This window comes from Halobacillus ihumii, from assembly GCF_902726645.1.
Lineage (GTDB): Bacteria > Bacillota > Bacilli > Bacillales > Halobacillaceae > Halobacillus_A > Halobacillus_A ihumii.
In genome coordinates this window covers 2319956-2345172 of the sequence record NZ_CACVAO010000001.1, presented here as the reverse complement: position 1 = coordinate 2345172, position 25217 = coordinate 2319956, and the positions used below count along the sequence as shown (strand labels likewise).

At 39.4% G+C, this 25217-nt stretch carries 21 protein-coding genes and 4 pseudogenes; 4 read left to right on the top strand and 21 right to left on the bottom strand.

What is annotated here, in order from left to right; genetic code table 11:
* Window positions 1-56: 56 nt before the first annotated feature.
* The 12 genes and pseudogenes from G6R08_RS11710 to G6R08_RS11665 form a co-directional block, all read right to left on the bottom strand.
* Window positions 57-515: a GNAT family N-acetyltransferase gene (locus tag G6R08_RS11710; RefSeq protein ID WP_163528076.1), complete on the bottom strand. Its 459-nt coding sequence runs from the start codon at window positions 513-515 to the stop codon at window positions 57-59.
* A gap of 197 nt (window positions 516-712) precedes the next feature.
* Complete coding sequence (locus tag G6R08_RS11705; RefSeq protein WP_163528075.1) at window positions 713-1273, bottom strand: DJ-1/PfpI family protein; 561 nt, start codon at window positions 1271-1273, stop codon at window positions 713-715.
* Between the two features lie 446 nt (window positions 1274-1719).
* Window positions 1720-2103, bottom strand: a pseudogene (locus tag G6R08_RS22115) (VOC family protein).
* Between the two features lie 141 nt (window positions 2104-2244).
* Window positions 2245-2385: pseudogene (locus G6R08_RS22470) on the bottom strand (SRPBCC domain-containing protein); the annotation flags it as partial.
* A 159-nt stretch (window positions 2386-2544) separates the two neighbouring features.
* Window positions 2545-2745: a transcription initiation factor TFIIIB gene (locus G6R08_RS11695; RefSeq protein ID WP_163528074.1), complete on the bottom strand. Its 201-nt coding sequence runs from the start codon at window positions 2743-2745 to the stop codon at window positions 2545-2547.
* Window positions 2746-3260: 515 nt separating this feature from the next.
* Window positions 3261-4091, bottom strand: a complete 831-nt coding sequence (locus G6R08_RS11690) for an ABC transporter permease (protein ID WP_163528072.1) — start codon at window positions 4089-4091, stop codon at window positions 3261-3263.
* On the bottom strand, window positions 4091-5059 hold the full coding sequence (locus G6R08_RS11685; RefSeq protein WP_163531291.1) for an ATP-binding cassette domain-containing protein: 969 nt from the start codon (window positions 5057-5059) through the stop codon (window positions 4091-4093). Before G6R08_RS11685 ends, G6R08_RS11690 begins: the two co-directional genes overlap by 1 nt.
* A 296-nt stretch (window positions 5060-5355) precedes the next feature.
* Window positions 5356-7956 carry a phosphoenolpyruvate synthase gene (gene ppsA, locus G6R08_RS11680; RefSeq protein ID WP_163528071.1) on the bottom strand — a complete coding sequence of 867 codons (2601 nt, stop codon included), beginning with the start codon at window positions 7954-7956 and terminating at the stop codon, window positions 5356-5358.
* Window positions 7957-8420: 464 nt separating this feature from the next.
* Complete coding sequence (locus G6R08_RS11675; RefSeq protein ID WP_163528070.1) at window positions 8421-8861, bottom strand: RICIN domain-containing protein; 441 nt, start codon at window positions 8859-8861, stop codon at window positions 8421-8423.
* 40 nt (window positions 8862-8901) lie between these two features.
* Window positions 8902-9027 carry a hypothetical protein gene (locus tag G6R08_RS22275; protein WP_275897934.1) on the bottom strand — a complete coding sequence of 42 codons (126 nt, stop codon included), beginning with the start codon at window positions 9025-9027 and terminating at the stop codon, window positions 8902-8904.
* 376 nt (window positions 9028-9403) lie between these two features.
* Complete coding sequence (locus G6R08_RS11670) at window positions 9404-9802, bottom strand: hypothetical protein (RefSeq protein WP_163528069.1); 399 nt, start codon at window positions 9800-9802, stop codon at window positions 9404-9406.
* Window positions 9802-10020 (bottom strand): helix-turn-helix transcriptional regulator, encoded by a 219-nt coding sequence (locus G6R08_RS11665; RefSeq protein ID WP_163528068.1) that lies wholly within the window; start codon window positions 10018-10020, stop codon window positions 9802-9804. The genes G6R08_RS11670 and G6R08_RS11665 overlap by 1 nt, the downstream gene beginning before the upstream one ends.
* 771 nt (window positions 10021-10791) lie before the next feature.
* On the opposite strand from G6R08_RS11665, the gene G6R08_RS11660 reads away from it, so the two are divergent.
* Window positions 10792-11370: a TetR/AcrR family transcriptional regulator gene (locus G6R08_RS11660; protein ID WP_240339697.1), complete on the top strand. Its 579-nt coding sequence runs from the start codon at window positions 10792-10794 to the stop codon at window positions 11368-11370.
* Window positions 11371-11552: 182 nt separating this feature from the next.
* Window positions 11553-13154, top strand: a complete 1602-nt coding sequence (locus tag G6R08_RS11655; RefSeq protein WP_163528067.1) for a serine hydrolase domain-containing protein — start codon at window positions 11553-11555, stop codon at window positions 13152-13154.
* Window positions 13155-13359: 205 nt separating this feature from the next.
* Here the strand turns inward: G6R08_RS11655 and G6R08_RS11650 are convergent.
* The 5 genes and pseudogenes from G6R08_RS11650 to G6R08_RS11630 all read right to left on the bottom strand — a co-directional run.
* Window positions 13360-13473: pseudogene (locus tag G6R08_RS11650) on the bottom strand (DUF4180 domain-containing protein); the annotation flags it as partial.
* 218 nt (window positions 13474-13691) lie between these two features.
* On the bottom strand, window positions 13692-14477 hold the full coding sequence (gene ant(9), locus G6R08_RS11645) for an aminoglycoside nucleotidyltransferase ANT(9) (protein ID WP_163528066.1): 786 nt from the start codon (window positions 14475-14477) through the stop codon (window positions 13692-13694).
* Window positions 14461-15069, bottom strand: coding sequence for a GrpB family protein (locus tag G6R08_RS11640; RefSeq protein ID WP_163528065.1), 609 nt, complete (start codon window positions 15067-15069; stop codon window positions 14461-14463). The genes ant(9) and G6R08_RS11640 overlap by 17 nt, the downstream gene beginning before the upstream one ends.
* Before the next feature lie 201 nt (window positions 15070-15270).
* Window positions 15271-16131 (bottom strand): aminoglycoside 6-adenylyltransferase, encoded by an 861-nt coding sequence (gene ant(6), locus G6R08_RS11635; protein ID WP_163528064.1) that lies wholly within the window; start codon window positions 16129-16131, stop codon window positions 15271-15273.
* A 156-nt stretch (window positions 16132-16287) separates the two neighbouring features.
* On the bottom strand, window positions 16288-17283 hold the full coding sequence (locus G6R08_RS11630; RefSeq protein ID WP_163528063.1) for a helix-turn-helix transcriptional regulator: 996 nt from the start codon (window positions 17281-17283) through the stop codon (window positions 16288-16290).
* A gap of 185 nt (window positions 17284-17468) precedes the next feature.
* On the opposite strand from G6R08_RS11630, the pseudogene G6R08_RS11625 reads away from it, so the two are divergent.
* Both G6R08_RS11625 and G6R08_RS11620 read left to right on the top strand, forming a co-directional pair.
* Window positions 17469-17970: pseudogene (locus G6R08_RS11625) on the top strand (DinB family protein).
* A gap of 81 nt (window positions 17971-18051) precedes the next feature.
* Entirely contained in the window at window positions 18052-19443 is a 1392-nt protein-coding gene (locus G6R08_RS11620; protein WP_163528062.1) for an FAD-binding oxidoreductase, read from the top strand.
* 100 nt (window positions 19444-19543) lie between these two features.
* Here the strand turns inward: G6R08_RS11620 and G6R08_RS11615 are convergent, their stop codons facing one another.
* The 4 genes from G6R08_RS11615 to G6R08_RS11600 all read right to left on the bottom strand — a co-directional run bounded on the left by G6R08_RS11615 (window position 19544) and on the right by G6R08_RS11600 (window position 25207).
* Window positions 19544-19993 carry a GNAT family N-acetyltransferase gene (locus tag G6R08_RS11615; RefSeq protein WP_163528061.1) on the bottom strand — a complete coding sequence of 150 codons (450 nt, stop codon included), beginning with the start codon at window positions 19991-19993 and terminating at the stop codon, window positions 19544-19546.
* Between the two features lie 148 nt (window positions 19994-20141).
* Window positions 20142-21485 carry an MFS transporter gene (locus G6R08_RS11610; protein ID WP_163531288.1) on the bottom strand — a complete coding sequence of 448 codons (1344 nt, stop codon included), beginning with the start codon at window positions 21483-21485 and terminating at the stop codon, window positions 20142-20144.
* A 272-nt stretch (window positions 21486-21757) separates the two neighbouring features.
* Entirely contained in the window at window positions 21758-23335 is a 1578-nt protein-coding gene (locus G6R08_RS11605; RefSeq protein WP_163528060.1) for a Tn7-like element transposition protein TnsE, read from the bottom strand.
* Window positions 23336-25207: a TnsD family Tn7-like transposition protein gene (locus G6R08_RS11600; RefSeq protein WP_163528059.1), complete on the bottom strand. Its 1872-nt coding sequence runs from the start codon at window positions 25205-25207 to the stop codon at window positions 23336-23338. It abuts the gene before it with no gap.
* Between the last annotated feature and the right edge of the window lie 10 nt (window positions 25208-25217).

Here is a 25217-nt window from a genome sequence, read left to right as displayed (position 1 = left end):
GTATGCAGCCCCTTATTCAATAAAACGGCCCCATAAATAAGAAAGGGAATGATTAATTATAGAACTGTTGATTTTTTAAACAAGGGTATATTTCCCCCACTAGTTCCATAAGCAACTCCAATCTTTTCCCATCCGTATTTTTCGTAATAGCCGTTAAGATCTGAAGTAAGATAAAGAAAATTATACCCTCTCTTTGCTGCTTCTTGTACTCCATGATTCAACAATTTGGATCCTAGAGATTTGCCTCTTAATTGCTCATCTACAAACAAACATGCCAGCCACGGACTTAAATCCTGACGGCTATTTAAGTCATTTCGAATTAATGCATAAGTTCCAATAATCTTATCATCTACTTTAGCAACGTAAAAACTCGGTATGTCATTTGGATTGGTTAAAGCATTAATCATGCAATCTTCATAAAAAGCTCGTCCACCTTCCTCACCCCATTCTTGCCAAAAAAGATCAACTGCTTTATCAAATAAGTCATCCTTTTTTTCTAATTGAATGATTTCCATATATCTATCCCCCAAGTGTTATTCGATGTATAAGAGTATCATTATTCAATTATCTCCATTCTCATACGAGGTCAGTTACTTATTCCTTATTTGCGCCCTTTAGCGGAAGATTCCAATCAAAAATATATAAGTAATATTTATCCGCTGTATTAAAGGTCAACCAGCGTTTTGGTTGACCTTCTGTCATTACAGAGGGTTTATCCTCTTAGTTGATTTTTAAAGAACAGGACTGTTTCTAATTCATCTTCCCTATCTTTGAAAATCTTTAATTCTTTTCCAACAGCTACAGCAAATTCAACATAAGCATTTCCCTCAGCAGTTATTAAGTTTTCGCATACGGTTACATCGGTTTCACTCATGAATTTATCATTGAAATAGTGAGTATATTCCGGATTATCATCAATGGAGGTGGTATATTTTCTTTCGCGTAGAACATCGGACGCCGCCAGAAAAGCAGGGCCCCCACAAATCGCTGAAATCAATTTGCCTTGTTCATCAAATCCCCGAATGAGATTCAACAAACGATCATCCTTATCAAACGGGGCAGGCTCACCACCCGGTATGATTAAAATATCATAGTCAGCAGGATCACATGCTTCAATATTCAAATCCACTTTGATTCTGAACTTTCCTTCATGAGTGACTTCATCACTTAGTGCCGTCGTATTAATATCGACACCAGTTTCATTTAAGATGTAGGACAAAGGACTGATTTCCCAATCAACATACCCTTCGTATAAAAAGAATAATGCTTTCAACTGTTCATCCCCTTATTATTTTTTAGACTAAAGAAAGAAACAACTTGGAATTGCCACTTTTATTATTTTTCATAATATCAGCCCCTTTAAATATTTGAAAAGGTCCTTTAAACCAATTTTAACATAATTGTGCTAAATTCAGGCTTTTCTTTATTCGACAATATAGCGCAAAGATTTAAGAAACGGCCCAAGTCTTATTCGTTTCTCGCACCCGTTTCCGTAATATGGTTACGCTGTCTCTAGTCCTGCGATATTATAAATTCATTTAAAATGAGAAACCTTATCCTGTTCATCGCCTTACTATTTTAAATTTAATAACGAAATAACTTGAGTTTGCCCATCTTTTTATTGTTTTCCATAGTATCACCCACTTTAAAGCACTTGAAAAAAGTAAAAGGAAGAAATGCCTGTGAGACACCATCTCTGCTACAAAAACTTTCGGTAGTTTACCCCTGATCCATCGCACTTTCATCCATGTACATGACTTCCCAAAGGTGGCCGTCTATATCCTGAAAACTCCATCCGTACATAAATCCATGGTCTATAGGATCATTTGTTTCCGCCAGCTTCCAACGCTTTTCTTACAATCTCATCAACTTGTTCCCAACTTTCAGCAGAAATAGCCGGAATAGCTTCGGTATTGTTGGATGTATCAGCAATTTCTTTGTTGGTAAGAGTTTTAAAAAAACGTTTCGACGAGCAGCATTACAAATGTATTTTCATCCGTAGCTTGAGGGTCAAATTCAAAGCCTAACTTTAAAAAAAAGCAACGATTTATTCAAGTCTTTTACCGGCAAATTCACGTAAATTTGTTTCGCTTGCAGTCCCATTTCAAATCACCTCATCGTTTATTTTCCTTGGATTTCCTTCAGATGGTCATCTAAGCAGTCGAGTTGTTCGCCTAATCCCTTGACGATAGCTTTTTCCATGACTTTCTGCAGATCAACGACTGTCGCGTATTGGGAACATTATCACATTATCAACTTCGTTTTTCCTTCGTGTTTAACAAACGTCATTGTCACCAGTGTGACGGCACGGTTTTGTTTGTACCCTTCCTCATCAGAGATCATATCCGTGTAAACAATTTTCTCTGATACAACAATTATATGATAAACGCCTTCACCCCCCTAGACTCCATCCCATAAAATTCTCCCTGGTCTTTATCCGTACACCGCATGCAATAATGCCATACGCTGTCAGACTTAAACTCAAATCTACAAATGGTGGTTTCCAATCCTTTCAGTCCACACAAGCTAAAAACTTTAAACTTTTTAAAGAGTCTTCTTGAATTTATCTGGTTTTTGCACGTAGCTTTCAATGATAAATCCGCAATCCGTACAAAGAATATACTCGACCTCTGAGCCAAAACTCAGCTTGTTTTTCATTGGGACCATAACTGCATATTCTGAATGCTTACCTTTCCCTATTTCTGTTCCACTGCACTTCGGACATTTTGTTACTGAACTGTTCATTTGGAGACCTCCAAATTGAAGTATTATACGTCAAAATCGGCTTCAGAATTAACAGAGCGACAAATCATTAGTGATTTGGTCTTTCGCGGTTGTACCCCTTATCACCGAAGGGTTGTAATTTTTTCCCATTTATCTACCATCTGTTCCAGAACTCTTTTTTTACTAGTCTGTTTAAGCGCTTTTTCATCTGCTGTTTCTAATATGTCGAATGTAAAAGGGGATTCTCTGTATGTTTTCCAGTCTTGTTGTAATTCTTTATTCGGGTAAGAACCAACGTTTAATTGAAGTCTGAGCCCATTAATTATTTTTAAGTTGGGCAAGGAAATTTTTATTTTGAGTATTAGTTAGTTTATAGATCCCACAAGTGGATTTGGTTTCTTTCGCTTTTGCTTTCTTTTCTATAGTCCACTTTTGATCCTTCTTTCGTATAGGTTCAATAAAGTCCCTAGGGGACAGATATATTACTGATACCGATTTTGTATAGTTCGGGCTTGCTGAGCTTGTTATTAAGCTTGTTATGCTTCCGACTTGGAAAATTTCATTGTTGCCAGGGTGACAAATATGGCACCAATAACACCGACTACAATAATCTCTTCCGTAAAGGAAATGACATGACCGAATACTTCCAAGTCAAGTCCCATCGCCTGTCGAAGGGGTGCACTCATTGTTTCCGGTTGTAATACAATTTCTTTAAACATATCGACGGAATACGTTAATGGATTTATTTTTACAATAATGTCCATCCATAACGGCAGGCCATTTAGCGGAAACATGGCTCCTGATAAAAACAACATTGGGAATAAAAGAATTTGGATAACCATTTGAAAACCTTGCGATGTTTTTAAACTGCTCGCAATCAGTAAGCCAATGGCGGATATGGTGAAACCAACAAGGAACATGATTGGGACCAATTGGAGAATCATGGCAAGCGAAATGGACATACCGATAAACGGAACAAAAATCAGCATCATTAATCCTTGAATAACCGCTACCGTTGTACCGCCAAAAACCTTACCAATAGCAATCGATACCCGGGACATTGGTGACACAAGGATTTCACGCATGTATCCGAATTCTTTATCCTGAACAACGGATAAGGCAGAAAATATCGCCGTATTAAAGACGACCATACCGATAATACCCGGGAACATGAATTCAACAAAGTCAAAATTAGCAACTGGTCCACTGTTTGAGCCACCACCAAGCATTGCTTGCATGGCACCACTCATCCCGCTTCCAAATAATATTAGAAACATAAATGGCATAGCGAATGAACCTATTAAACGTCCTTTGTCACGGAAAAACTTGATAACATCTCGTTGCCATACGGCGAATACTGCCTCCATCAACGCCCCCTCCTTTTGGTTGTTTTTTTATCTTTTTTGGAAGCTGTCTCTTCACGAATCTCACGTCCGGTTAGTTGCAAGAATACATCATTTAATGTAGGCCTGCGCAAGTTTACAGTGGTTATCTCAATCGGGAATTCTTTTACAAATTGAACTAAAAATGCATTCCCTTCATTCACTTGAAATGTAATTTTATCGTCAACTTCCTTGACTTCCACATTGTACCTTTGTTCTACTTCTGTTTTTGCTTTTTCGTTTTCGGTAGTTCTAAATTCAATGATATCCCCGCCTACTTGGGTCTTCAAATTCTCAGGGGTATCAAGTGCAATCACATCGCCATGATCCATCACAGCGATACGATCACAGATTTCCGCTTCGTCCATATAGTGTGTTGTCAAAAAGATCGTAATGCCAGCTTTTTTCTTTAAACGCAAAATATATTCCCATATATGATTCCTCGTTTGTGGATCAAGTCCAACAGTTGGTTCATCAAGAAAAAGAACCCTTGGATAATGAAGTAATCCCCGCGCTATTTCCAGCCTGCGTTTCATTCCTCCAGAATAAGTTTCAACAACTTGTTTTCGCTTTTCTGATAAATCCACTATTTCCAATACTTCTTTGATTCGTTCCTCCCGCTTTTCTTTAGGTACTTTATAAAACCTGCAGTGAAGCATCAGGTTTTCGTTTGCGGTCAGTTTTTCATCAAGTGTTGACTCCTGGAAGATTAGTCCGATGCTTTCCCGTACTTTATTTTTATCCGTAACAATATTATATCCATTGATTAATGCCTCACCACTTGTTGGTTTATTTATGGTTGATAGCATATTAATTGTCGAGCTTTTTCCTGCCCCATTCGGGCCGAGAAATCCAAAAATTTCACCATCGTCTACAGTAAAGTTTACCCCTTTGACGGCTTCAAAATCTTTGTATCTTTTTTTAAGGTCATGAACGTCAACAATCTTAGTAATGTCATTCACCCTCCTCGCCAACATCATTTCTTTGTAACAGTTCTTTCATCAGGATTAAACCGCTTGTGACTCGGTCCATATAAGAGATATTGGCGCTACTCCTTATTTAGGGAAAAGCGCCCTTTAACAGAAGACTTGATTTCGAGATAATCGTAACAGACATTAATATCGAACTTCAGTTACTGCTCCCTTATATGTCCTAGTAACAGGGTTCTTACCATAGACCGCAAAGCACCATGATTTCAATGATTTCCCTAATTTGAATATTCTTCTTTTATGATTTAAATACAATGCAATTATAGTATTTCTATATACCCTTCTGTTCCATTCATCCTGATCCTTTGTCCGTCCCTGATCATCTTCGTAGCATTTTCCACTCCGACAACCGCTGGCAGGCCGTATTCACGCGCGATCACCGCTCCATGGGTCATAAGACCGCCAACCTCGGTGATTAGTCCTTTGATGGATACAAACAATGGTGTCCAGCTGGGATCCGTAAAGGAGGTGACTAATATATCCCCATCTTCCAGGTTAGCATCCTCCATGTTCAGGATGACACGAGCCCTTCCTTCTATAACTCCGGAAGAGACAGCTAGGCCTGCAATAGCATTCTCTGGCAGATCTTCCCGTTTGTACTCACCGGCAATTATTTCACCGTCTGACGTTATAACACGCGGAGGATTCAGTTTTTCATATAATCTGTACTCATTTTTTCGTTTACTGATTATTTCATAATCCAATTTATTAGTTGTTACAGCTTCGTGAAATTCTTCAAACATGAGATAGTATATATCTTCTTCTTTCTGGATAACGTTAGCTTTCACAAGTAGTTCGGCTTCTTTCAGCAAAGCCTGCTTATAAACGAAGTAGTGTTTCATCCAAGTGTATTTGGGATATTCCCGGTAACCGCTGAAATTCCGGATGAGATCGATCCTTCGTTTTGTTTCTATGGCTTTTTGTTTACCATCCGGTAATGGCTTCAATCGATCTAATAACTCTCGTTCTTTGTCCATAGCTTCCTGTCGCCCATGTTTGAATTGCAAGCTGCCGGCATGAGGCTCGAAGTTTCTAATGTTGCCCAGGATCATGGGGACAAGCATACTCGGTTTTTCACTCCATCGCGTTCTTGTTATATCGATTTCTCCGGTGCACCGCATTCCGTATTTTTGGAGAAAAGCATAGATCGCGTCTCGAGTTTCCTGTCCGCCGTCAAACTTATGGATTTCATCCAAAAAGTTATCCGCTTTTACATATTGCAAATAATCAATGACCTCCGGATAAGGACGAATCACATCTGCGACATCCATTAGCTCCAGACCCATTTCCGACGTAACGTTGTTCGGCACAGATTGAGAAAGCGTATCTGCCGCATTCTTTTCGCCTAACCACTCGTTCATGTTTTCATTGATCCATCTTGAAGCATTTATAACGGCCATAATGACACTCATACCTTGCGGGTCACTCAAGAACTTCATTAATTGCTGGATATCTTCCCGAATAAAGTCGAATAACGCCGGTCCCGACTTCGTTTGAATGTTTTGTTTCAACTGTTCAATCAACGCTTGACTGCGCTTGATCAAATCCGAGACGATTGTCGGATCGTTTTCGAATTGTGTCAGCGGATCTGGATTGCTACTACTGGGACTCGCAGCTTTTGTATCCTCTTGTACCGATTTTATAAAGTCTTCTCGCTCTACTATGGTCATGAGTGCGTCTTTCATAAGTGGATCGTGTTGTCCTATGCCATTTAAAAACATTTCTCTGCTATTAGGCGAAGCCAATTGATGTGTGACATCAACAAACAACCTTCCGCCAGCTTTATGCATCGGCGCTGGAGTCATTAATAGGTAAAAAGACAATCCCAATGGTTTCATGGGGTCGGTCATCATTTGTTGGTGGCCAACAGATATATATACGTGATTTTCTTGATCATTCGCTTCTGGGATGGGGTATAAGGTCGTGATGGGTCGACTCTGGACAATATAAAATGTATCATCAGCCAAACACCATTCGATATCTTGCGGGCACCCAAAATAAGCTTCGATCTGTCTTCCAATGCGTGCCAGTTGTAAAATTTGTTGGTCAGTAAGGGCTTGCGTCTTTTGTTGATCTGGATCAATTTGAAGTGTCTCTGTTCCACCTTCTTTTCGTCCATAGATAGCCAACTTTTTGGTAGAAATCGTCTTCTCCACAATACTGCCTTCCCGCACTTTATAATTGTCCGCAGACACTAAACCAGAGACGAGTGCTTCACCCAGTCCAAAGCTGGCATCGATGGACAGCAGCTTTCGATTGGAGGTAATGGGGTCAGCAGTAAATAATACACCTGAAGCCTGTGGGAACACCATCTGTTGGACGATAACGGATAAATACACTTGGCTGTGGTCAAATCCGTTTTGCATACGGTAAACCAAGGCACGATCCGTAAAAAGGGAAGCCCAACATTTGCGAATATGCTGCAGAATGGCTTCTTTTCCAATGATATTTAAATAGGTATCTTGCTGACCAGCAAAAGAGGCATGCGGTAAATCTTCAGCAGTGGCACTGGAACGCACTGCATAAGCCTGGTTCTCGCTAAATTGAGAGAGAGCATGAGCAACTGCGCATGCAATATCGGAAGGAATTTCTACTTCCGTAATGGTTTGTCGGATCCTTCTGCTGATTTCACTAATTTGATCACGATCCTCTGCATTTAGTATTGTTAATTGATCCAATAATGCATGGAATGTTTCGTTATGTTCAAGAGCTTTTTGAAAGGCTGCTGTCGTTACACAAAATCCTTCTGGCACTCGTATGCCATGAATCTTTGATAGTTCCCCTAAATTAAATCCTTTTCCACCAATCATCATTTGTCCCGTATTATCAATCCCGTGAAAATCCAAAACATATTTTTTCATTTCTTTTCCCTCCCAATTATTGTTCCTCAATGAAACATTTAACAAAAGAGGCATTAGGAATTATGTTTAAATGTCTCATCGAAGCAACAACTTCGCATAGATAATACTAACAGTTAATAAAATTAAAAAAAGACTAAAATTTCTTGATTAATCATGGTATAATTAAATTAGAGAAAGGGGGCAGTTACTGATTATTTATCGTAAACCGTCCGTTTTTGTAATAACTCCCAACAGATCTATCCTACCTATAAACTTGATAAAACAATTTCGTGAGTGGTGAAAGACGGGCGCAAACATTTATTCTGGGATTTACGCCCATTTCATAAATAAACCAAAACCACCCTATATTGAGTTGATTTCACCAAGGGTATCGCTAGTCACAATTTATACTAAGGGTTAGAAGGCATTTTATCTTACAAATTTATTTAATCCCACGAGCTATAGAGCCTGTCAAATCCTGTACATCAGTAAAACCTCTGGCTCGGTTGATTATTACACGTATGTGTACTGAGACCATAGTAAAAGGTGTCCTGAATACATTTACCAGTTTGCTCATTCTTGAACGATATTGTCCCATCAGAGTGTCTGATGACCCACCAACTCTGGTATTCACTTTTGTTTCTTGGGTATGTTCGTAGCCCGTGCGCACTGTGGTCTAAAGCATAACCCCCAATCGATAACTCTACTGTACCATCATTCCAGTGATGAACATTCCAGTAATCTGGAATCACCCTAGCATAGGCTGGTAAAATCCCATAATCCCCGGATATATAACGTCCAGTTTCTACATTTTTGAAAGTCTGAAAACTATCAGCAGATACGGGGAAAGCGGTAGACCACATAACTATTACCGCCGCAAATACTGCTACAACACCGCGAATGAATGTTTTCCATTTGATTCTCATTATCTATCATCTCCTTTTCTATACTTATGGACAGTGCCCTCTACATAACCTCTGAGCCAAAGCTAAGCTTGTTTTTCGTTGGAACCATAACTGCATATTCTAAATGCTTACCTTTCCATATTTCTGTTCCACTGCACTTCGGACATTTTGTTACTGAACTATTCATTTGAAGACCTCTAATTGAAGTATTATACGTCAAAACAGGCTTCAGAATTACCAGAGCGATAAATCATTAGTAATTTGGTCTCTCGCGATTGTACCCCTTCTCACCGAAGGGTTGTAATTTTTTCCCTTTTATTTATCATCTGTTCCAGAACCCTTTTTTCACTTGTCTGTTTAAGTACTCCGGAAATGCGCCCTTTCATATAATTGGGCTATTACTATTACATTGTTATCCGTTTTATAAGTTAGATAAGGAATGCTTTTCCGGAGAAAGTCCGTTTTTTCATGCAACACAATTACTCTCGAAGTAATATGGATTAATTTTACCCACTATGCTTAAAAATACAGGTATCTCGGATTAATCCTCAACAGGGAGAAAGTTAGTCTTTCATAAATCTTCTGGCAACCAAAAATTGAACGATTGGAAACGTGATAACGCCTATACAAAATGCAGAAAGTAAAAAGATGCTACCTAAATCAGATTCATTTATTTGACTATATACAAACCAAAGAACAAATACGAAAACTGTTAAGATATAGTAGCTTATCTTTCCGCTTTTATTCTTAATTTGTTGTCCCATTTCATCTTTTTGTGTTTTTGAATCACTTCCCCATGTTGCTGAATTGAAGAATGTTAAAATAATAACAACCCATATCAGAATATCAGCTGTCTGGCCTTCACTATCATTTAAGAAATCTACAACATACAGTCCTAAAAAGAAAAGAGTAACAATACTTAATACAATACTACCAATGACTTTTAGTTTTATATTTTTCATTAGGTTTCCTCCTGACTTTTTTCTTCTAATTGAAATTGAAACAGGTCATCTACTGTTATGTTTAAAGTAGATGCGATTTTAAATGCAAGAACAAGACTTGGATCATACTTGTTATTTTCAATGGCATTTATTGTTTGTCTAGAAACATCACATTTGTTCGCAAGAATCTCTTGTGACATTTTTTTGGTTTTACGTAATTCCCTAATACGATTTATCATGAGATGCCCTTTCTGCTTATTATTTTGTCAAACATGTTTAACTTTTTTAATTATATTATTCATCAAAGAAAATGTCAAATACATTTTACATATTCGGGTTGTGGTACAAACAAAATCTTGAACAAAGGGATGATTTTTGGATAATGTGCAGATATAATATTCCAATTTGATCTTCAATCAAAGGCGTTAATCGTGGAATAGTATTAGCTTAAAATGGATATAAGGGCCATTATCTGGAGCAATAAAGAAGCTAATCCATTTTAAGATTACCACTCGTTAACTTTTTAAGGTCCTTAGTTCCGTTTTTGATAATGCTAAGAATCAATGATGGGATGATGTTTATTGTCCCTGACCACTTTACAGAAATCTTTCAATCTTATACTGATCATGGTGGAATTGATTCTGCGGTTTAGCCTGCGATACATGGCGCGGGTTTATCATCATCCTTCCAACAGTTATTTTGTGGAAACGCAATCATGTGTATCTTCTCAAAGGCGAAAGCAGGGAGATAACCAGGAAGTTTGACCATGAGATAAAAGATTTGTTTTCCAAAGAAAAATGGTCTCAATTACTCGAACGATCCTGCTTTAAGGTTGTTTTTGACCAATAGAACATTCCTGAATCAAAGCAGGTTTCCTATGTAGACATTGTAGCCGTTCGGATTTGAAAAATATTGTATAACTAAAAATCCCTAATTCATCTTGACGATTGAGTATAACTGTGCTTCAATATGAATGAATAAAATAATATTCATTCAAAGGAGATCAGTCATTGAAAGATAAACAAAAAGATATCTTTAATTGTGGCATGGAGCTATTCCGCTCCAAAGGATTTAAAGACACGAATATATCGGACATAACAAAAATGGCGGGGATCGGAGCAGGTACATTTTATAACTACTACTCCTCAAAAGAGAAGCTTTTCTTAGAGGTTTATGCCAAAGAAAATGAGAAACTTAAAAAGTATATGATGGAAACGCTTGATCTCAATCAGGATCCTGAAACACTAGTGAAAGAATGGATGACACAGAACATTAAAGCGGTGAATTCAAATCGGATACTAAAAGAATGGTACAACCGGGATGTTTTCCGTAAGCTAGAACAATACTTCCATGAAGAAGTTAATCAAAATGATATTGCCTTTCATAATTTTTATACGGGATTACTAAATAAATGGAGGGCTGAAGGGAAAATAAGGGAGGATGTAGATGATGAACTTTTACCTGCCTTTTTTAACTCTTTAGTATATATCGATATGCATAAAGAGGAAATCGGGATTCACCATTTCCCACAGATTATACAATATTTGGCGGAGTTTATAATGAAAGGCTTGACGGACTGCCGTAAATAAACAGCAGTCGTTTTTCACCATATATGAATGAATTAAAAAATATTCATTCATTAAAATCCACCATTTCAATTCAGAACAAAGAATGAAGGCGAGACAAAGCTGCAGGCTTTATAAACGAAGTTAATGAAAAAATGGAATATGAAGTCCAACGAGATTAAGTAATGGGATGGGAGGAGCAAGAAATGAGTAGAAAAAGAAAAGTAATCCTGATGGGTTTAGCTTTAATGATGAGCCTGTGTGTAGCAGGGTGCAGTTCGTCCCATCTCCAGCTCCATCAAGGCACGTATAGTGCAGCCCCGGTTCTTTCGGAAGTGGATGCTTACATTACCGATGAAATGAAAAGGCAAAACATCCCTGGTTTGGCGGTTGGGATTGTGAAGGATGGCCGCATCGTTCACCTGAAAGGCTACGGTCAAGCGGATTCATCTGGGCGAGCTGTGACACCTGACACCCCTTTCATGATTGGCTCAAACAGCAAGTCGATTACCGCGATGGCTGTGCTGCAACTGGTGGAAGAGGGAAAGATCGACCTGGATGCACCCGTTCAGCGCTACATTCCCTTGTTTCAGGTAGTTGGTCCACACTCGTCTACCAGCGATATGACCGCCACTGATCAATTATCGAAGGATGTTTCATCATCGATTACCGTGCGCCATTTGCTTAATCAAACGAGTGGTCTTACACAATTTCCAGGAGATAAAACCGTACCCCCAACGTACAACGGCACAGATGCACTAGAAAAAAGAACACAAATTTATACTGAAGGGCGTGTGAAGTTAAACCGTCCGGTGGGGCAATCCTACGAATATGCGAATGACAACTACGTCTTACTTGGCTTAATTGTGCAAAGGGTGTCTGGTCAATCTTACGGAAACTATGTGAAAGAACATATCTTTGAACCGTTGTCCATGCACAATACCTTCGTTTCACATGAGGAGGCTTTAGATCATGGCTTAGCTACGGCCCATCGCAGATGGTTTGGATTTAACGTTGAGTATAAGAGTTCACATACATTTAGCCGTGGTGACGTGCCAGCTGGCTATATTATTTCCAGTGCTGAAGATATGAGCCATTATCTCATTGCGCAATTAAACGACGGAAAATACAAGGATGTCTTCGTGCTTTCTCCGACTGGAATCAACCTTATGCAGACGGAACCAGTCCCTGATACATATGCAATGGGGTGGTTATCCGACAAAGTCAGAGATATTCCGGTAATAGGGCATGCTGGTGGTTCGGTCGGCTACCAGTCGCACATATGGTTTACTCCAGAACAGCGCCTGGGAGTAGTGGTGATGGGCAACGTACTCAGTGCCATCGATGCATCCCTTCCCAATATGGAGTTTAGCACTGCCTCCCACATTGCATCTGACATTATAAGTTTGATCTCTAATCGCCCTTTGCCTGACCAGGGACTGAGCATCAACCAGAAGTATTGGATCGTGAATGGGGTGGTTCTGTTGTTGAGCGTGTGGTTGGTATTCGCCTTGGTACGAGTCGCTAAGCGTTATCGGCGTTCATTTCAATATAACATGTCAGGCTTGTTTGGTCCTTTATGGCGTGCCGCCCTAATTTTCTTGCTACACTTCATCTGGCCCAGTGCAGTCTTTTTGATGACGATTACGGAAGTAGTACCAGTATGGCATGTCCTAACAATTTATCAACCCGACTTGATTATTTGGCTGAAGATTGTGGCCATCGTTGTGTTTCTGAAAGGCTTCACCGAAATTGGATTGCTGTTTCGACTATTTACAAAAAACCACAAACTGATTATGGGGGGTTGACAATGATTCTTAATTTTTGGGACACAAGCCATTAAATTCCATTTTATTAGATGATATCGTTTTATCAACGGCTTTTTAAGACATTAGATTTGGTTGGCTGTATTATTTTTGAATCCCAAGCTATACAAGAGTTACGGGCTTATTCCACCATTTCGGGGAGCGTGCAAAAGCACCCTGTCCTTTTAAAAACTTTTTCCGCTAATGTTTATATTGCATTAGATAATTTTTCAACCGCTTCTTGTTCTGATGGAACAAAAAATACATTACTTCCTTTATTACACTCATAAATGAAATCTTTCAGTGGTTTACTGGTATAAATGAATATATTTAATCACATCGTCTATATCTGAATACCTGTCCGGCATCATACCAACACCTTCCTGCCCTTATTATCTTAATATTAAATCTATTATAAGTAAAATTTTCAATACTAACAGGAAAATCCAGTATCAATGTTCCACAATATGGCCCAAATCCGGAATAGTTTTTATTCCAGAAAAACCCAATTGAGGAAGATCGTGGTTTTCCAGAACTTGCTCAGATACTATAATAAGCCTCTATTTTGCCCCTCATATGATTGACCAATGACATGACTTCGGCTTCCATTCCGTCCCAATCATCATCATACTCGCCAAGATAAGCTTTTCTAGCGATATCGAGCACTTCCACTTGCTGCTTCGGTAACTTAGGGATCGCCCATTGTGCAGCCACATCTTTTGGAGAAATTGTACCTTCAGCCATTGTTTGCCACATGCGAGCGAGAGTTAATAGCACATTACGTTCGTCACCCTTAATATCATCAATTAACTCTGGCAAAGACTCCTCTATTGCTTTTTGAATATCTGTTATCGGAATGGGATCAAGTATCGTTGAGAGATCAGGACCAAATAGTGAAACGCTATGCTTTCGTGCTTGTGCTAAAACAATAGCTAAGTCAGGATCAAACGTTGGTTCTGGAATTTGACCATTCTCAAACTCAGACCTAAGCCACTCACCATAAACCAATTCATTCCTTGGTGGATATTGCCAAGGTACGCTATCTTCTTCATTAATAACGATTAATTCAAGATACCGCATCCCCTTTTCATTTCCTATTTTTCCCGATATCGGCATTAAGCGTTCTATTAGTTTTCTTCGAGTAGCTTCAGATAATCGCTGATTCACGACTACGAGAACATCGACATCACTCTTGATGCGTAACCCGCCGCTAACTGCCGAACCATAAAGAGACACACCAACTAACTTGCTTCCGAGTACATTCTTCGCAATTCCTAATGCGTCAAACGCTTCCTTTGGTATTTCTACATTAGTCATACTGCTCATCAACGACAAACTCCTCTGCTCGCTCCATGATTCCCTGGACGACTGAATCTTTGGCATCCGCGTAGTGCTGTACATGTCGCCATTCACACTGAGACAGACGACGTTTAACAGATGCATATTGATCTCGATCAGACGCATTAGCTCGAAGCCAATCCCGAAATCTCAACATTCTTTGAACCTCAGATACACCTTTGGTAAATACGTGTAAATTAATATCTGTATCGGGACCTTTGAACATACGGTGCTCAAGCCACTCGGGTTCCCGAATACGTAGCGTGTAGCCTGCTTCCTCCAAGTCCGAGACATAGGCCGTTTCGTCAGCAGCGTCCGTTACAACCAATAAAATATCTATGATTGGCTTGGCACACAGTCCCGGCACTGACGTTGAGCCAACATGTTCCACTTGCAAGGCCGTGCTGCCAAGTACAGAGCGTATCCTGTTGGCCTCACGTTCAAATAGCTTTGGCCACCGTGAATCATATTCATGGAGGGTGATGGGCGCATTGTGAGGCTTACTTTCTCCAACCGTAATTTTCTGAAGATCTTCATCACTTTTAGGTGTTGAATTTGAACCATCCCGCCTTGATGGCAATTCATCCACCTCCCTCGTTATTATTTTTTATTTCTTAGCATTTGAACATACCATAGCTGTTTGTAAAATTACAACAGTTAGCTTCTTATTTCTCTTGACCATAAGTATTTCAGAAAATGGCCCGCTGAAGCAATAATGCGGGCAATGTTTGTTCCGCGTAAACGTCCGGTAGCTTAATAAATGAGTTTACACTTCATAGAATTACTTTTCACTCATTTTTTCATAAACATTATGAATAAAGCCTGTCATTTTTTGATCGTATTCAGGGTATTTGTATCCTAAAGTAAAGGCAACTTTTTTAGAATATGTCCTGAACATTTGACAACAAAGCTCAAAGGATTCCAAAGCTTCTTTATAACCTGTTAGTGAAAATGTTTTAGTCAGTTTTTCAAATTCCTTTTCGGGTAGATATTTATCGATAAATTTGTAGTTTTTACCAACACTAAAATTAAAACCTTTACGTAGACCAACTTCCCAAGACATCATTCTTAATAGTTCTGGACGGAGAATTTGATTAAAATGATCCAATGCGAAAAGAAGTTCTTTTCTAAACAATCCTTTTGCTACATAAGCTGACACATTCCAAAATTCATTACAGCAATCATCAAACTCTTGTTCATTGGGTTTTTTTGTCCAGTATTTAAAATCACTTGGAATAATCTCTTGATTGGTTCGATTGTCTTTATCAACTAATATTTCCACTAACCCATCTGAGTTAGAAAAATATTGGTTGACCTCATCTATAGGGATTAAGCTAAGATCAATTTTTATACCATCGTTAAAATACATAATATAGCTGAACCAGTTCTCAAATTCTGCAGGAAATAACTCCATATCCTCCGGTTTTTGCATAAAAACGATATCACCAAAAATATTTAGCCAATCATCATCTTTTTTATAGGATGTGATATCTATAACAAAAAAGGAAATATCATAATCTTGAAAGTCATCTTTTAGAATGCTTTGATTTGTTCTAGAGCCCTCAAGAACTGATAATCTGATGCCATCATCATTCATAACAATATTTTCAAAAAGGTTTATCATCTCTTCTTCTTTACGCATTTAACCCATCCTTCAACACTTATTTAGTCGCTTATTTTCACAATAAGTTATTCCATATAATGGGGCCTCGCCAACATTTTGAAAAAATCCTACGCTAAGATGTTTTTGACTAGAAGAATCCCGGAAGTGTCCAGCGAACAAAATATCTAAGGGTTGTCAAACTCCTTCACCTTCATATTTTGCCATCAACTCAAAAAGCATGCGTTTCATACAATGCACGAGTTCAGGTGGATTTTTTACTGTTGCATCATTTCCCAAACCGATAAAAAACTTTGCAAAAAATGAAATACTGTTTTTCGGAATGTTATTGTCCAGCCAACCTGTACCGTCCTCACGGACGTGTATTTTGGGATAGTGCCCTATCTCAGTTTCCTGAATATGCATTTTTGGCGAAGGCCATAATTCAGCTTCGCACCTCTGAACACCTACTTTGCTCAGTTCCACATAAAGATCGACGTACTCCCGATCCTCTTTGATAAACGTCTCCCAATTACTCACATTAACATGTCGTAAATCCATAGATTTGGTTGTGGGAGAAATTTCAACCGACAGAACTCTGTCACAGCGGAACAAACGAAAATCTTCACGAATAAAACAATAAGCTGGACAGTACCATAAGCCGTTGCTCGCATAGATGCCAATCGGCTGTATCTCACGACTTAATTTTCCTTTTCGTGATTCGTAATCGATAAGAAGAACTTTTTGATGTATGGCCGCGTCGAGAAAAGTAGATAAGAAAACAGCTTTCAATTGTCTCATTGGTGTGACAAAATCAAAACGGTTCTTCATTTGATCAATACGATTTCGGATGTCGTCTGGCATGAAAGAATAAAATTTCTTTAATGCTGAAGACGATTCCGTTTCAAAAGGAAGAAATGGATAGTGACGCAGGGCATGACTTGCAAAAAAAATAGCGACAGCCTCTTCTTCGGTAAAAGCGATAGGAGGCAAAACTCTTTCGTTTAACACTTGATAACCGCCGTGAGGTCCCACTTCCGAATACAAAGGAACCCCTAACTCGCTCAGCTCTTGTAAGTCCCTTAATACCGTCCTCGATGACACATCAAATTCCTCGGCAAGTTCCTTGACTGTAAATTTCCTTTTTCGATTGACAGTCATCATTAATTCCATCAGTCGCTTCGATTTGGACATAACATTTCTCCGTTTTTTTAAATATTTATGACAACCTTTGTCACTATCATAAACTACAATTGAAACCAAGTACAGGAGTTCTTCCAAAATGGGGCTGATGAAGGGGGAATTACGAACCGATATAACCATGATTATCTTTTATTATGTTTTGGAAAGTTATATTACTAAAAACGGAGGAATCGAAAATGTATACAACCATTTCAGATTTTATTAAAGAGTGGAATCAAGAAGCCGTACGAACTCAAAACGTTTTGGATAGCCTGGCGGATGACTCACTAGAGCGACAAGTTTATCCAGAAGGGCGTACTTTGGGAAGGATTGTTTGGCATAACAACAAGTATTCCAGATTATTTGGCTGATTTCGGGTTGAACATGGATGGAGTAGAAAATGCAGAAAGTGTCCCAACTTCAGCAGACGAAATTGCTGAGACCTTTAAAAAGGTAAGTTCTAACGCAGCCCAGATGATTGAACAACAATGGACAGATGAATCTCTAAAGCAAGTACAAGATGCATTCGGAAGAAAGCAATCAAATGCTTCGATTATTATGGAATTAATCAAGCATATTGTTCATCATCGTGGACAAGTTACTGTCCTTATACGTCAAGCCGGGCTAAAAGTTCCCGGAGTTTATGGTCCTGCATGGGAACAATGGCGCGAGATGGGGTTGGAAGCTCCTGAGATTTAATATATAGCGTGTCTTCCTAAGAGTGCCCAAATGAATCTTTAAAAGGTGATTGGCCAATATTTTAAAAGAAGGAGTAGACCAATGAATCAAAATTTTTGTTCACAATTAGAATCACAGCTGACAGAACTGGATCAGCAAATTGAAGGGTCACTTTTATTTTCATCAGACCCTGGGTTTAAACAGGTAAAAAAAGTTTGGAATATAGCTGCAGAGCCCACTACATGTTTAATTGTAAGGCCTAAGCATGCCCAAGACATTGTAGAAGTTCTTGACTTTGCCAAGAGACACCGGCTTCCAATAGCGATACGAAGTGGTTGGCATAATAGTTTTGTTGAGTATAACACAGAAAATCAAGCAATCTTCATTGATTTATCTGACGTAAACCATATTGATGTAGATGCCCAATCACGGATTGCTCACATCGGTCCGGGTAATATTTGGGGGGATGTGGCTGATGCGCTTCAACCCCACAAACTGGCGATTCCGTCCGGTGATACGGCTTCCGTCGGTGTAGGAGGGCTTGCACAAGGGAGCGGTATTGGGTATTTATCACGCAAATATGGATTGACCATTGATGCTTTGCGCTCCGTTGAGATGGTCACATCTGACGGGTTGATTCGGCGTGCAAGCAAAGAGGAGAACCCAGACTTGTTTTGGGGTGTGCGAGGTGGCGCTGGTAATTTTGGTATCATCACTGATTTTGAATTTGACCTGTTTGACGGGGGAGAAGTACTCGGAGGTGCTTTATATTATGAGGGGATGAAAACGCAAGAATTTATGAAAATAGTGGAACTTGCTGATAAAGCACCCGACGAACTTATTGTATTTGTTGATATGATGACTGCACCTCCGTTTCCGTTTCTTCCATCTAAGTATCATCATCAACCTATGATATCCGCAACATTTTGTTATACAGGCAATATAGACAAGGGTGAAGCAGTCATAGCTCCCTTTAGGGAAATTGGAAACATTATCTTAGATCAAGTAAAACCGCAACCATACAAAGATTTACTCCTGAATCTGCCTGAAGGTGTAGGTTTCTATGGTCGAAATATGTATATGGAAACGTTGGACGAGCAAAAGGCAAAGACTTTTGTTAGAGAAATAAATCAGGATCCAACTTCCAACCTCAGCATTCAAACACGTGTGCTTGGTGGAGCAATCAGTCGTGTACCCAAAAATTATACGGCATTTTCTCACCGAAATAAACCCTACTTGGTTATCATAACAAACTTTTTTACATCGATGGAAGAAGTAGATAAAAATCATGCTTATAACGAAAACGTCTGGAAAAGATTAAAGAAATATGCTGCAGGAGCTGATGTGAACTTTATGGGAATTGGTGAAAATGGGAGATTGAAAGATGTTTATTCAGAAGAAAACCTCAATCGTTTAAGTGAATTAAAGAAACGATATGATCCTGAAAACATTTTTCATAATAACTTGAACTTGTTGCCGGATACTGAAAGTTAAAATACGCTTAAGAAAGAACTGGAAGCTTCCAGATAGATACTAAGGGCCAGAGGCGACAATCGTCGCTAAAGCCCTTTTATTTCACAAAAGACGACAACCTTTATAAATCTTGTGAAAGTCGAACCATATCGATGACTTGGATGCCATTTTCAAAAATGGGTTTATCATAATGTCTAACAAAAAAATCACGATCAATAGAAGTCATTCTAAAACCGCATTTTTGATATAATGCCAATTGAACGACTCCTGAATTCCCAGTTCCTATTTCAATGGTTTTATAACCTTCACCTTTTGCCGTTTCAATTGCATGGAGGACAAGTTGCTTTCCATATCCCTGACCATGATAATCTTCTTTCACTGCTACATTTACAATTTCTACTGTTTCTGGTCGAGTTGGAAGAAGCACATATGTACCTATAATTATTCCATCAAGATTCATAATAAAGCAATTACCTCTTGAAATGTATTCTCTGACAAGCTTCTCTGATGGATCTGCCAACAATAATAAGTCTAACGGCAATTCCTCATCCTTATTTAATTCTCTTATCAAATTTGAACACCTCAGTTTTCACTTTTTATTCTTAAATCCTAGTCAAAACACCAAATTTCATTTAATTACTGTTGAATGATAATAAGGTTTTTACTCAATTATGTATTAAGAGACCGGTTGCCACTATACAACCGGTCTCTTAATTGTTCTACCTTCGTAGCCAAAAAGAAAAAACTAATGCACAAATTACAGCGACCGTCACCGCCAAGAATACATCCGAATAGGGAATAGCATCCAAAACATATAACGGGTTGATGGGGTCCATAGCTTCTTTACGTGCTGATAAGAACACCCCCATTATTCCAGCCCCTGTACCTGCACCAAGAAACAATGAACCTTGAAAAATCCCTAATCCTATGCCCACTTGTTGGTATTTAAGCGCACTTGCTGCAGCATTATTCGCTGGGGAGTTCGTAAACGCCTGGCCAATACATACGCCTAGAACCCCTGCTGCCACCAAAAAGGGAGAAGCTCCAGAAGCAAACGTTGACAAGAAGAACGTTGAAACGCCCATCAATGTGAGCCCCCCAATAATTGGAGGTTTAGCTCCTAATCGGTCTGAAATCCTGCCAGCTAAAGGCGAAAGAATCGCAACAGCTAAGCCTCCCGGTAATAGTGTCATCGCAGCTAATCCAGGGGAAAGTCCATTTACCTCTACCATCATCAAAGGTACAAAGACTAATACCGAAAAATAGGCAAACATAGTAAACAACCCAACCAGTACTGAACTGACGTAAGGTTTATTACTAAACAGAGCAGGAGGAACAAACGGATGTTCTGCGGTGGTTGTTCGCCAAATAAATCCTATTAACGCGAATAGTGATCCGATTAGGCTTCCTAACGAAGAAAAAGATACAATCCCTGCAGCCTCACCTTGTGTGATACCAAAAAGGAAAAGACCTACGGTGAGTCCAAGTAATACACCCCCAAGGAGATCAAATTGCCTATTACTTGGAGCATCCATCGTCGGCGGGATGTCCGGTATCATCAAAAGCGCACCAATCACAATGATCACCGCTAGTAAGAAAGTGACCCAAAACAGCGCATGCCAGCCGAAAAATTGACCGACCACTCCTCCAAAGATTGGTCCTGCAGCTGTTCCAATCCCAATGCACCCTGCGATAAGACCTAAAGCACCACCTCGTTTTCCTTCCGGGAAAACCTGTGAAATAGCCACGATGGAAAGGACAGGTATAGCAGCTGATCCAGCTCCTTGTACCATTCGGCCAAAAACCAATAATGAAAGATTGGAAGCAAGAGCACAGATTATACTTCCAACCGCAAAAATCAAAATGGCGAAAGTGAATAGCTTCCGCAGCTCAAAATAATCTGAAATCCGACCATAAAGAGGGACTCCAATCGCAAGTACAAGTGATACACCACTTACCACCCAACTAACTTGGGCCGCAGAAGTATCTAAATCTTCACCTATAAGAGAAAGAACTGGGTTAACCATATCAACGGTAATCGCGGCCACTAGAACAGCTAACATAAAAACGATGAGTAAAAGGGGTGCATTTACTTCTGTATTTCTTTTTATTTTCAATGTTTTAACCTCCTAAAATTTAAATCTTGATTTTAGGAGGTTATCTTCTCACTTTTAACAATCATTCTTTTCACCTCTACGTTCCCATGCGAATTTCACACATGAGGAAACGTATTTCTAATGATGAATATAGTACCAAAAATGACCTCAATTCGCAAATAAATCAGTTTATTATCGACACCTAAAATTTCCCATTTTTATGTTATCCCTTTGGGCTGTCACATTAATTTTTCATATACCCTTTCCGCCCAATGTTCAGAGTCCTTACTTGTGTGCCTCAGTTTTGAATAAGTTACCTTTTGAAGGCTTCTCTTACGCCAGTTCCCTCCGTTAAAAACCAAACCATAAAGCAACCCATGTATTGTCTCTTCCTCACCTTTTCGGTTTTTTACCTCTTCCATTTGAACAATCAATGTTGATAAGGATCGTTGATCCGGACGCGCCACTTCCAAAATATACACAGATTTCCTCCCATTTTTCTCAATACGTACGACAGCGCACACTCTCCTTCGCCCATCAGGTAACCATGAAAACTTTCTTCCTATTGGCAAATTGATAAGATTCATTGAAATCCTTAATTCTAAATGCATTTCTTTTAAGTATTGAATCATTTTATAAAAATCCTCAAGACCATAGCCGTTTCTTTCATATGTAATTTCAAGAGTTTTAAAGTCAATGGGCTGAATGCTGCCACCAGCTATTGATTCATCCACACTGGCTGCGGTTAATAAGGCTCCCCCACGGCCATCTTTTGTCGTATAGATATCGCCTTGATTAACTTGCTGTTCCTGCTTGGCTGTCCGTTTGACTTCCGTCCGACCTTCAAAAGTCATTTGTGTGGCTTCACTTTTAACAACCGGTTGATGAGTATCTTCCTTTGCCTGATTTTCCTCTTTAGGATCAACCTCAAAATCTTGTTCTTTTCCTGATTCTGAAATCCGTTTCTTTTTCGGATTGTTGCTGTACACACGTTTTTTGATGGAAACATGACTATAATCAATTTCATCGAATGGTAGTTTCATTACCGTAAAGTCCAGCAATTCATAAATAAAGACATGCTTACCCTGCCGTTTCCCTCGAAATGTCCAGAACGAATCTTTTAGTTTTGGTGGAACCAATTCTAACGGCATGCCATTAGTCAATCCATTTGACTTTGCAGCATTTGCGTATACATTGGTCTGAACGGATTCAAAGGCATTTCGGATTTCAGGAACGGAGTATAACCAGACAAAATGTCGTACAAAATCGTCACTGATGATGGTAGCCGGAATTTCTTGAGAGAAATCAAATGATGCATGACGACCGTTTATTTGCTGATGACTCAATAAGTACACTAACCCTTTAGGGCGAAGCAATGCATTGGCCAGTACCTTGTTATTGGTAAAAAGCGCCCGGATCAATTCCGTATGAGGGATGTAATAGTAATTACTTCCCGACTGGAAACTCCACACTTTCTGATTGATTAATTCGCGTTTTTTGTATAAGAAATATTGGAACCGACGGGCAACATCAATAGATTTGGAGGTATAACCAACGGTGAGGTCATGCACACGGGTAACGTCGATCATTCCTTCTTTTTGAGAGGTTAAAAGATACCCTTTTTGATAATATTGCCCAAGACGAAGAATAGGTAACAAACCAATTGGATATTGAATCAACTCCACTTGATTTCGATCTTCAAAGGCAACGGTAATGCGCCACTTTTTTGAAGAAGTTAACCTTACGTGGCCGAACCAATGTAATTTTACCACTCGATTGTCAAATGGCCAGGGTCTTAACTTTATGGATTCCATCATTCACACCTCTTTCCTTGCCTTTGTTTGATACCGTTGTACCCACAAGGAAATTTCCTGTTGAACACAATCCGGAAGTTCATCCCGTAGTCCGGCTAAACGCTGTATTTTCCATTCCACGACCTCTTCTTGACCTTGTGATAACTGCTGAGCTGCCCATTTAACACGACGCATCTGAAACTGTTCCCTCGTTTCTACAACTTGCTTTAAGTAGGCTTTCGTTTCGGGCATTTTTTCTAAATGACGCTCAAGTAATGCAAGACGTCCGGTTTGTTTACCAATCCGACCGATGTTAATATGAATTGGCTTTCTTATAGAATGCAATTGTTGAACCGCTGTCTGAACTTCCTTCAACACCTCTTGATCCCGTTTAGGCCAGTCCACACGGTAGTTTTCTGAAGGCTTGCTCTTTTGTCTCGGTGAATGCCTGTCAAGCCATTGCTGGTCATGCCGATAAAGCCAGGTATATAACGCCTGATCGACCTTTCGAAGTTCTGTAATGGATAGGGTTGAATACTGCTGTTGTAATCGTAGCCACTTTGCTCGTTTTTCAGGCAATAACGAAGAGCTATCAACGATCTTGATAGGATCATGCCTTGACCTTTGATTGGCATATTTCTTTACCGTGCCAATATCAACCTTTAACTGTTTAGCCACAGCATAATAACTAAGCTTTTCAACATGAACCAACCTATGAAGCTTTTCTTTCCAGACAGACCCAAATTGTTTAATACGACCGATTTTATAACGATTTTGATCCGCTTGATCAGGCCCTCTCCTTGAATAACAAAACCCGCATGAACAGGTAAAGGTACCGACCGGTCGGCGTGTGTCTGTGCAAATAGTAATCTTAACATTAGAAATGACCGGCTTCAGATAATGACTAGCAGCCGCATTTAAGCAAGGGTAAGGGGCTTCGCCAAAGGGCTGATAGACTCGGGATGCGTATTGATAAAAAGTGCTTACGGTCTCACCGAAAAAATGGATCAGTAACAAATGTCGAATCGGATGAAAAGCTTTTCGATGTTTTCGAGTAATCGCTTTTAGCCAACAGGATGGATGATCCGCATCAACCGCTGACTGTAAAGCTTTAAGAAGCTCTTCCCCATAATAGTGCTTAAACTGCTCGGCTAATTCCCTTTGATCAACAGTTCCTTTCACCGTCGCATAGCCATGCTTTTGAAGCAGGTAATGGTAAGCCTGTTGAATTCCTTGCCAGTTGAAAGAAAAATCCGTTTTTGCAAGTTGAATGCTATCTTTCGCAATCTGTTTGAGATGACTCATGGTTTGGTTATTAAAAACCGATGTGTTCACCGTTGAACCGCAGTTTTCTTTTGTTGCTGCTATATATTTATGTTTATTTGGGCCACGAAAAGGAACATTGGAATCCTGCAATAACGTTTCATGCTTGAGGCACACCAAAACACCGGGTAACTGATGGGACAAATGCCAGAACGTTTCCCCGTAACATTCGATGTCTTTACCCACACAATGCGGACAGAACCGAAAATAAGAAGGTTCAGAAATGTTGCTGGCCATCATACCGGTCATCATATGGATAGCCCCCGGTTTGTTGCCCGTGGCCATTGCATTATAGACTTGTTCTTTGACCTGCTTTTTTGCAAACTCAGTGTAATAGTGAAAAAAGGTGTGTTCCTGAATCCATTCGTTAATTGTTGGTCCCCGAAAGTGTTGAACCTGCTCATAGAGTTTTTCCAAATGAGTAAGTAGATCAGGTACGGCAATGGTGCTTGCAGAGCCAAACAAGTCTTTCATAGTCGTCTTTGGACTGAAGTTGCAAGAACGTACATGATAACGGGCTAAACCGCTATATAACAGTTCATCATCATACAATGTCGGAAAAAAAGACAGCATTCCCGTAACC

What these genes read in the sequence shown, in the direction of transcription:
- G6R08_RS11670 (WP_163528069.1), bottom strand. Translation starts at nt 9,802, where the DNA reads ATGAAAAATATAAAACTAAAAGTCATTGGTAGTATTGTATTAAGTATT.
- G6R08_RS11655 (WP_163528067.1), top strand. Translation starts at nt 11,553, where the DNA reads ATGAGTAGAAAAAGAAAAGTAATCCTGATGGGTTTAGCTTTAATGATG.
- G6R08_RS11695 (WP_163528074.1), bottom strand. Translation starts at nt 2,745, where the DNA reads ATGAACAGTTCAGTAACAAAATGTCCGAAGTGCAGTGGAACAGAAATA.
- G6R08_RS11665 (WP_163528068.1), bottom strand. Translation starts at nt 10,020, where the DNA reads ATGATAAATCGTATTAGGGAATTACGTAAAACCAAAAAAATGTCACAA.
- G6R08_RS11600 (WP_163528059.1), bottom strand. Translation starts at nt 25,207, where the DNA reads ATGCTGTCTTTTTTTCCGACATTGTATGATGATGAACTGTTATATAGC.
- G6R08_RS11630 (WP_163528063.1), bottom strand. Translation starts at nt 17,283, where the DNA reads ATGTCCAAATCGAAGCGACTGATGGAATTAATGATGACTGTCAATCGA.
- G6R08_RS11620 (WP_163528062.1), top strand. Translation starts at nt 18,052, where the DNA reads ATGAATCAAAATTTTTGTTCACAATTAGAATCACAGCTGACAGAACTG.
- G6R08_RS11710 (WP_163528076.1), bottom strand. Translation starts at nt 515, where the DNA reads ATGGAAATCATTCAATTAGAAAAAAAGGATGACTTATTTGATAAAGCA.
- G6R08_RS11675 (WP_163528070.1), bottom strand. Translation starts at nt 8,861, where the DNA reads ATGAGAATCAAATGGAAAACATTCATTCGCGGTGTTGTAGCAGTATTT.
- G6R08_RS11690 (WP_163528072.1), bottom strand. Translation starts at nt 4,091, where the DNA reads ATGGAGGCAGTATTCGCCGTATGGCAACGAGATGTTATCAAGTTTTTC.
- G6R08_RS22275 (WP_275897934.1), bottom strand. Translation starts at nt 9,027, where the DNA reads ATGAATAGTTCAGTAACAAAATGTCCGAAGTGCAGTGGAACAGAAATA.
- G6R08_RS11610 (WP_163531288.1), bottom strand. Translation starts at nt 21,485, where the DNA reads ATGTTAGCTGTTCTAGTGGCCGCGATTACCGTTGATATGGTTAACCCA.
- ppsA (WP_163528071.1), bottom strand. Translation starts at nt 7,956, where the DNA reads ATGAAAAAATATGTTTTGGATTTTCACGGGATTGATAATACGGGACAA.
- G6R08_RS11605 (WP_163528060.1), bottom strand. Translation starts at nt 23,335, where the DNA reads ATGATGGAATCCATAAAGTTAAGACCCTGGCCATTTGACAATCGAGTG.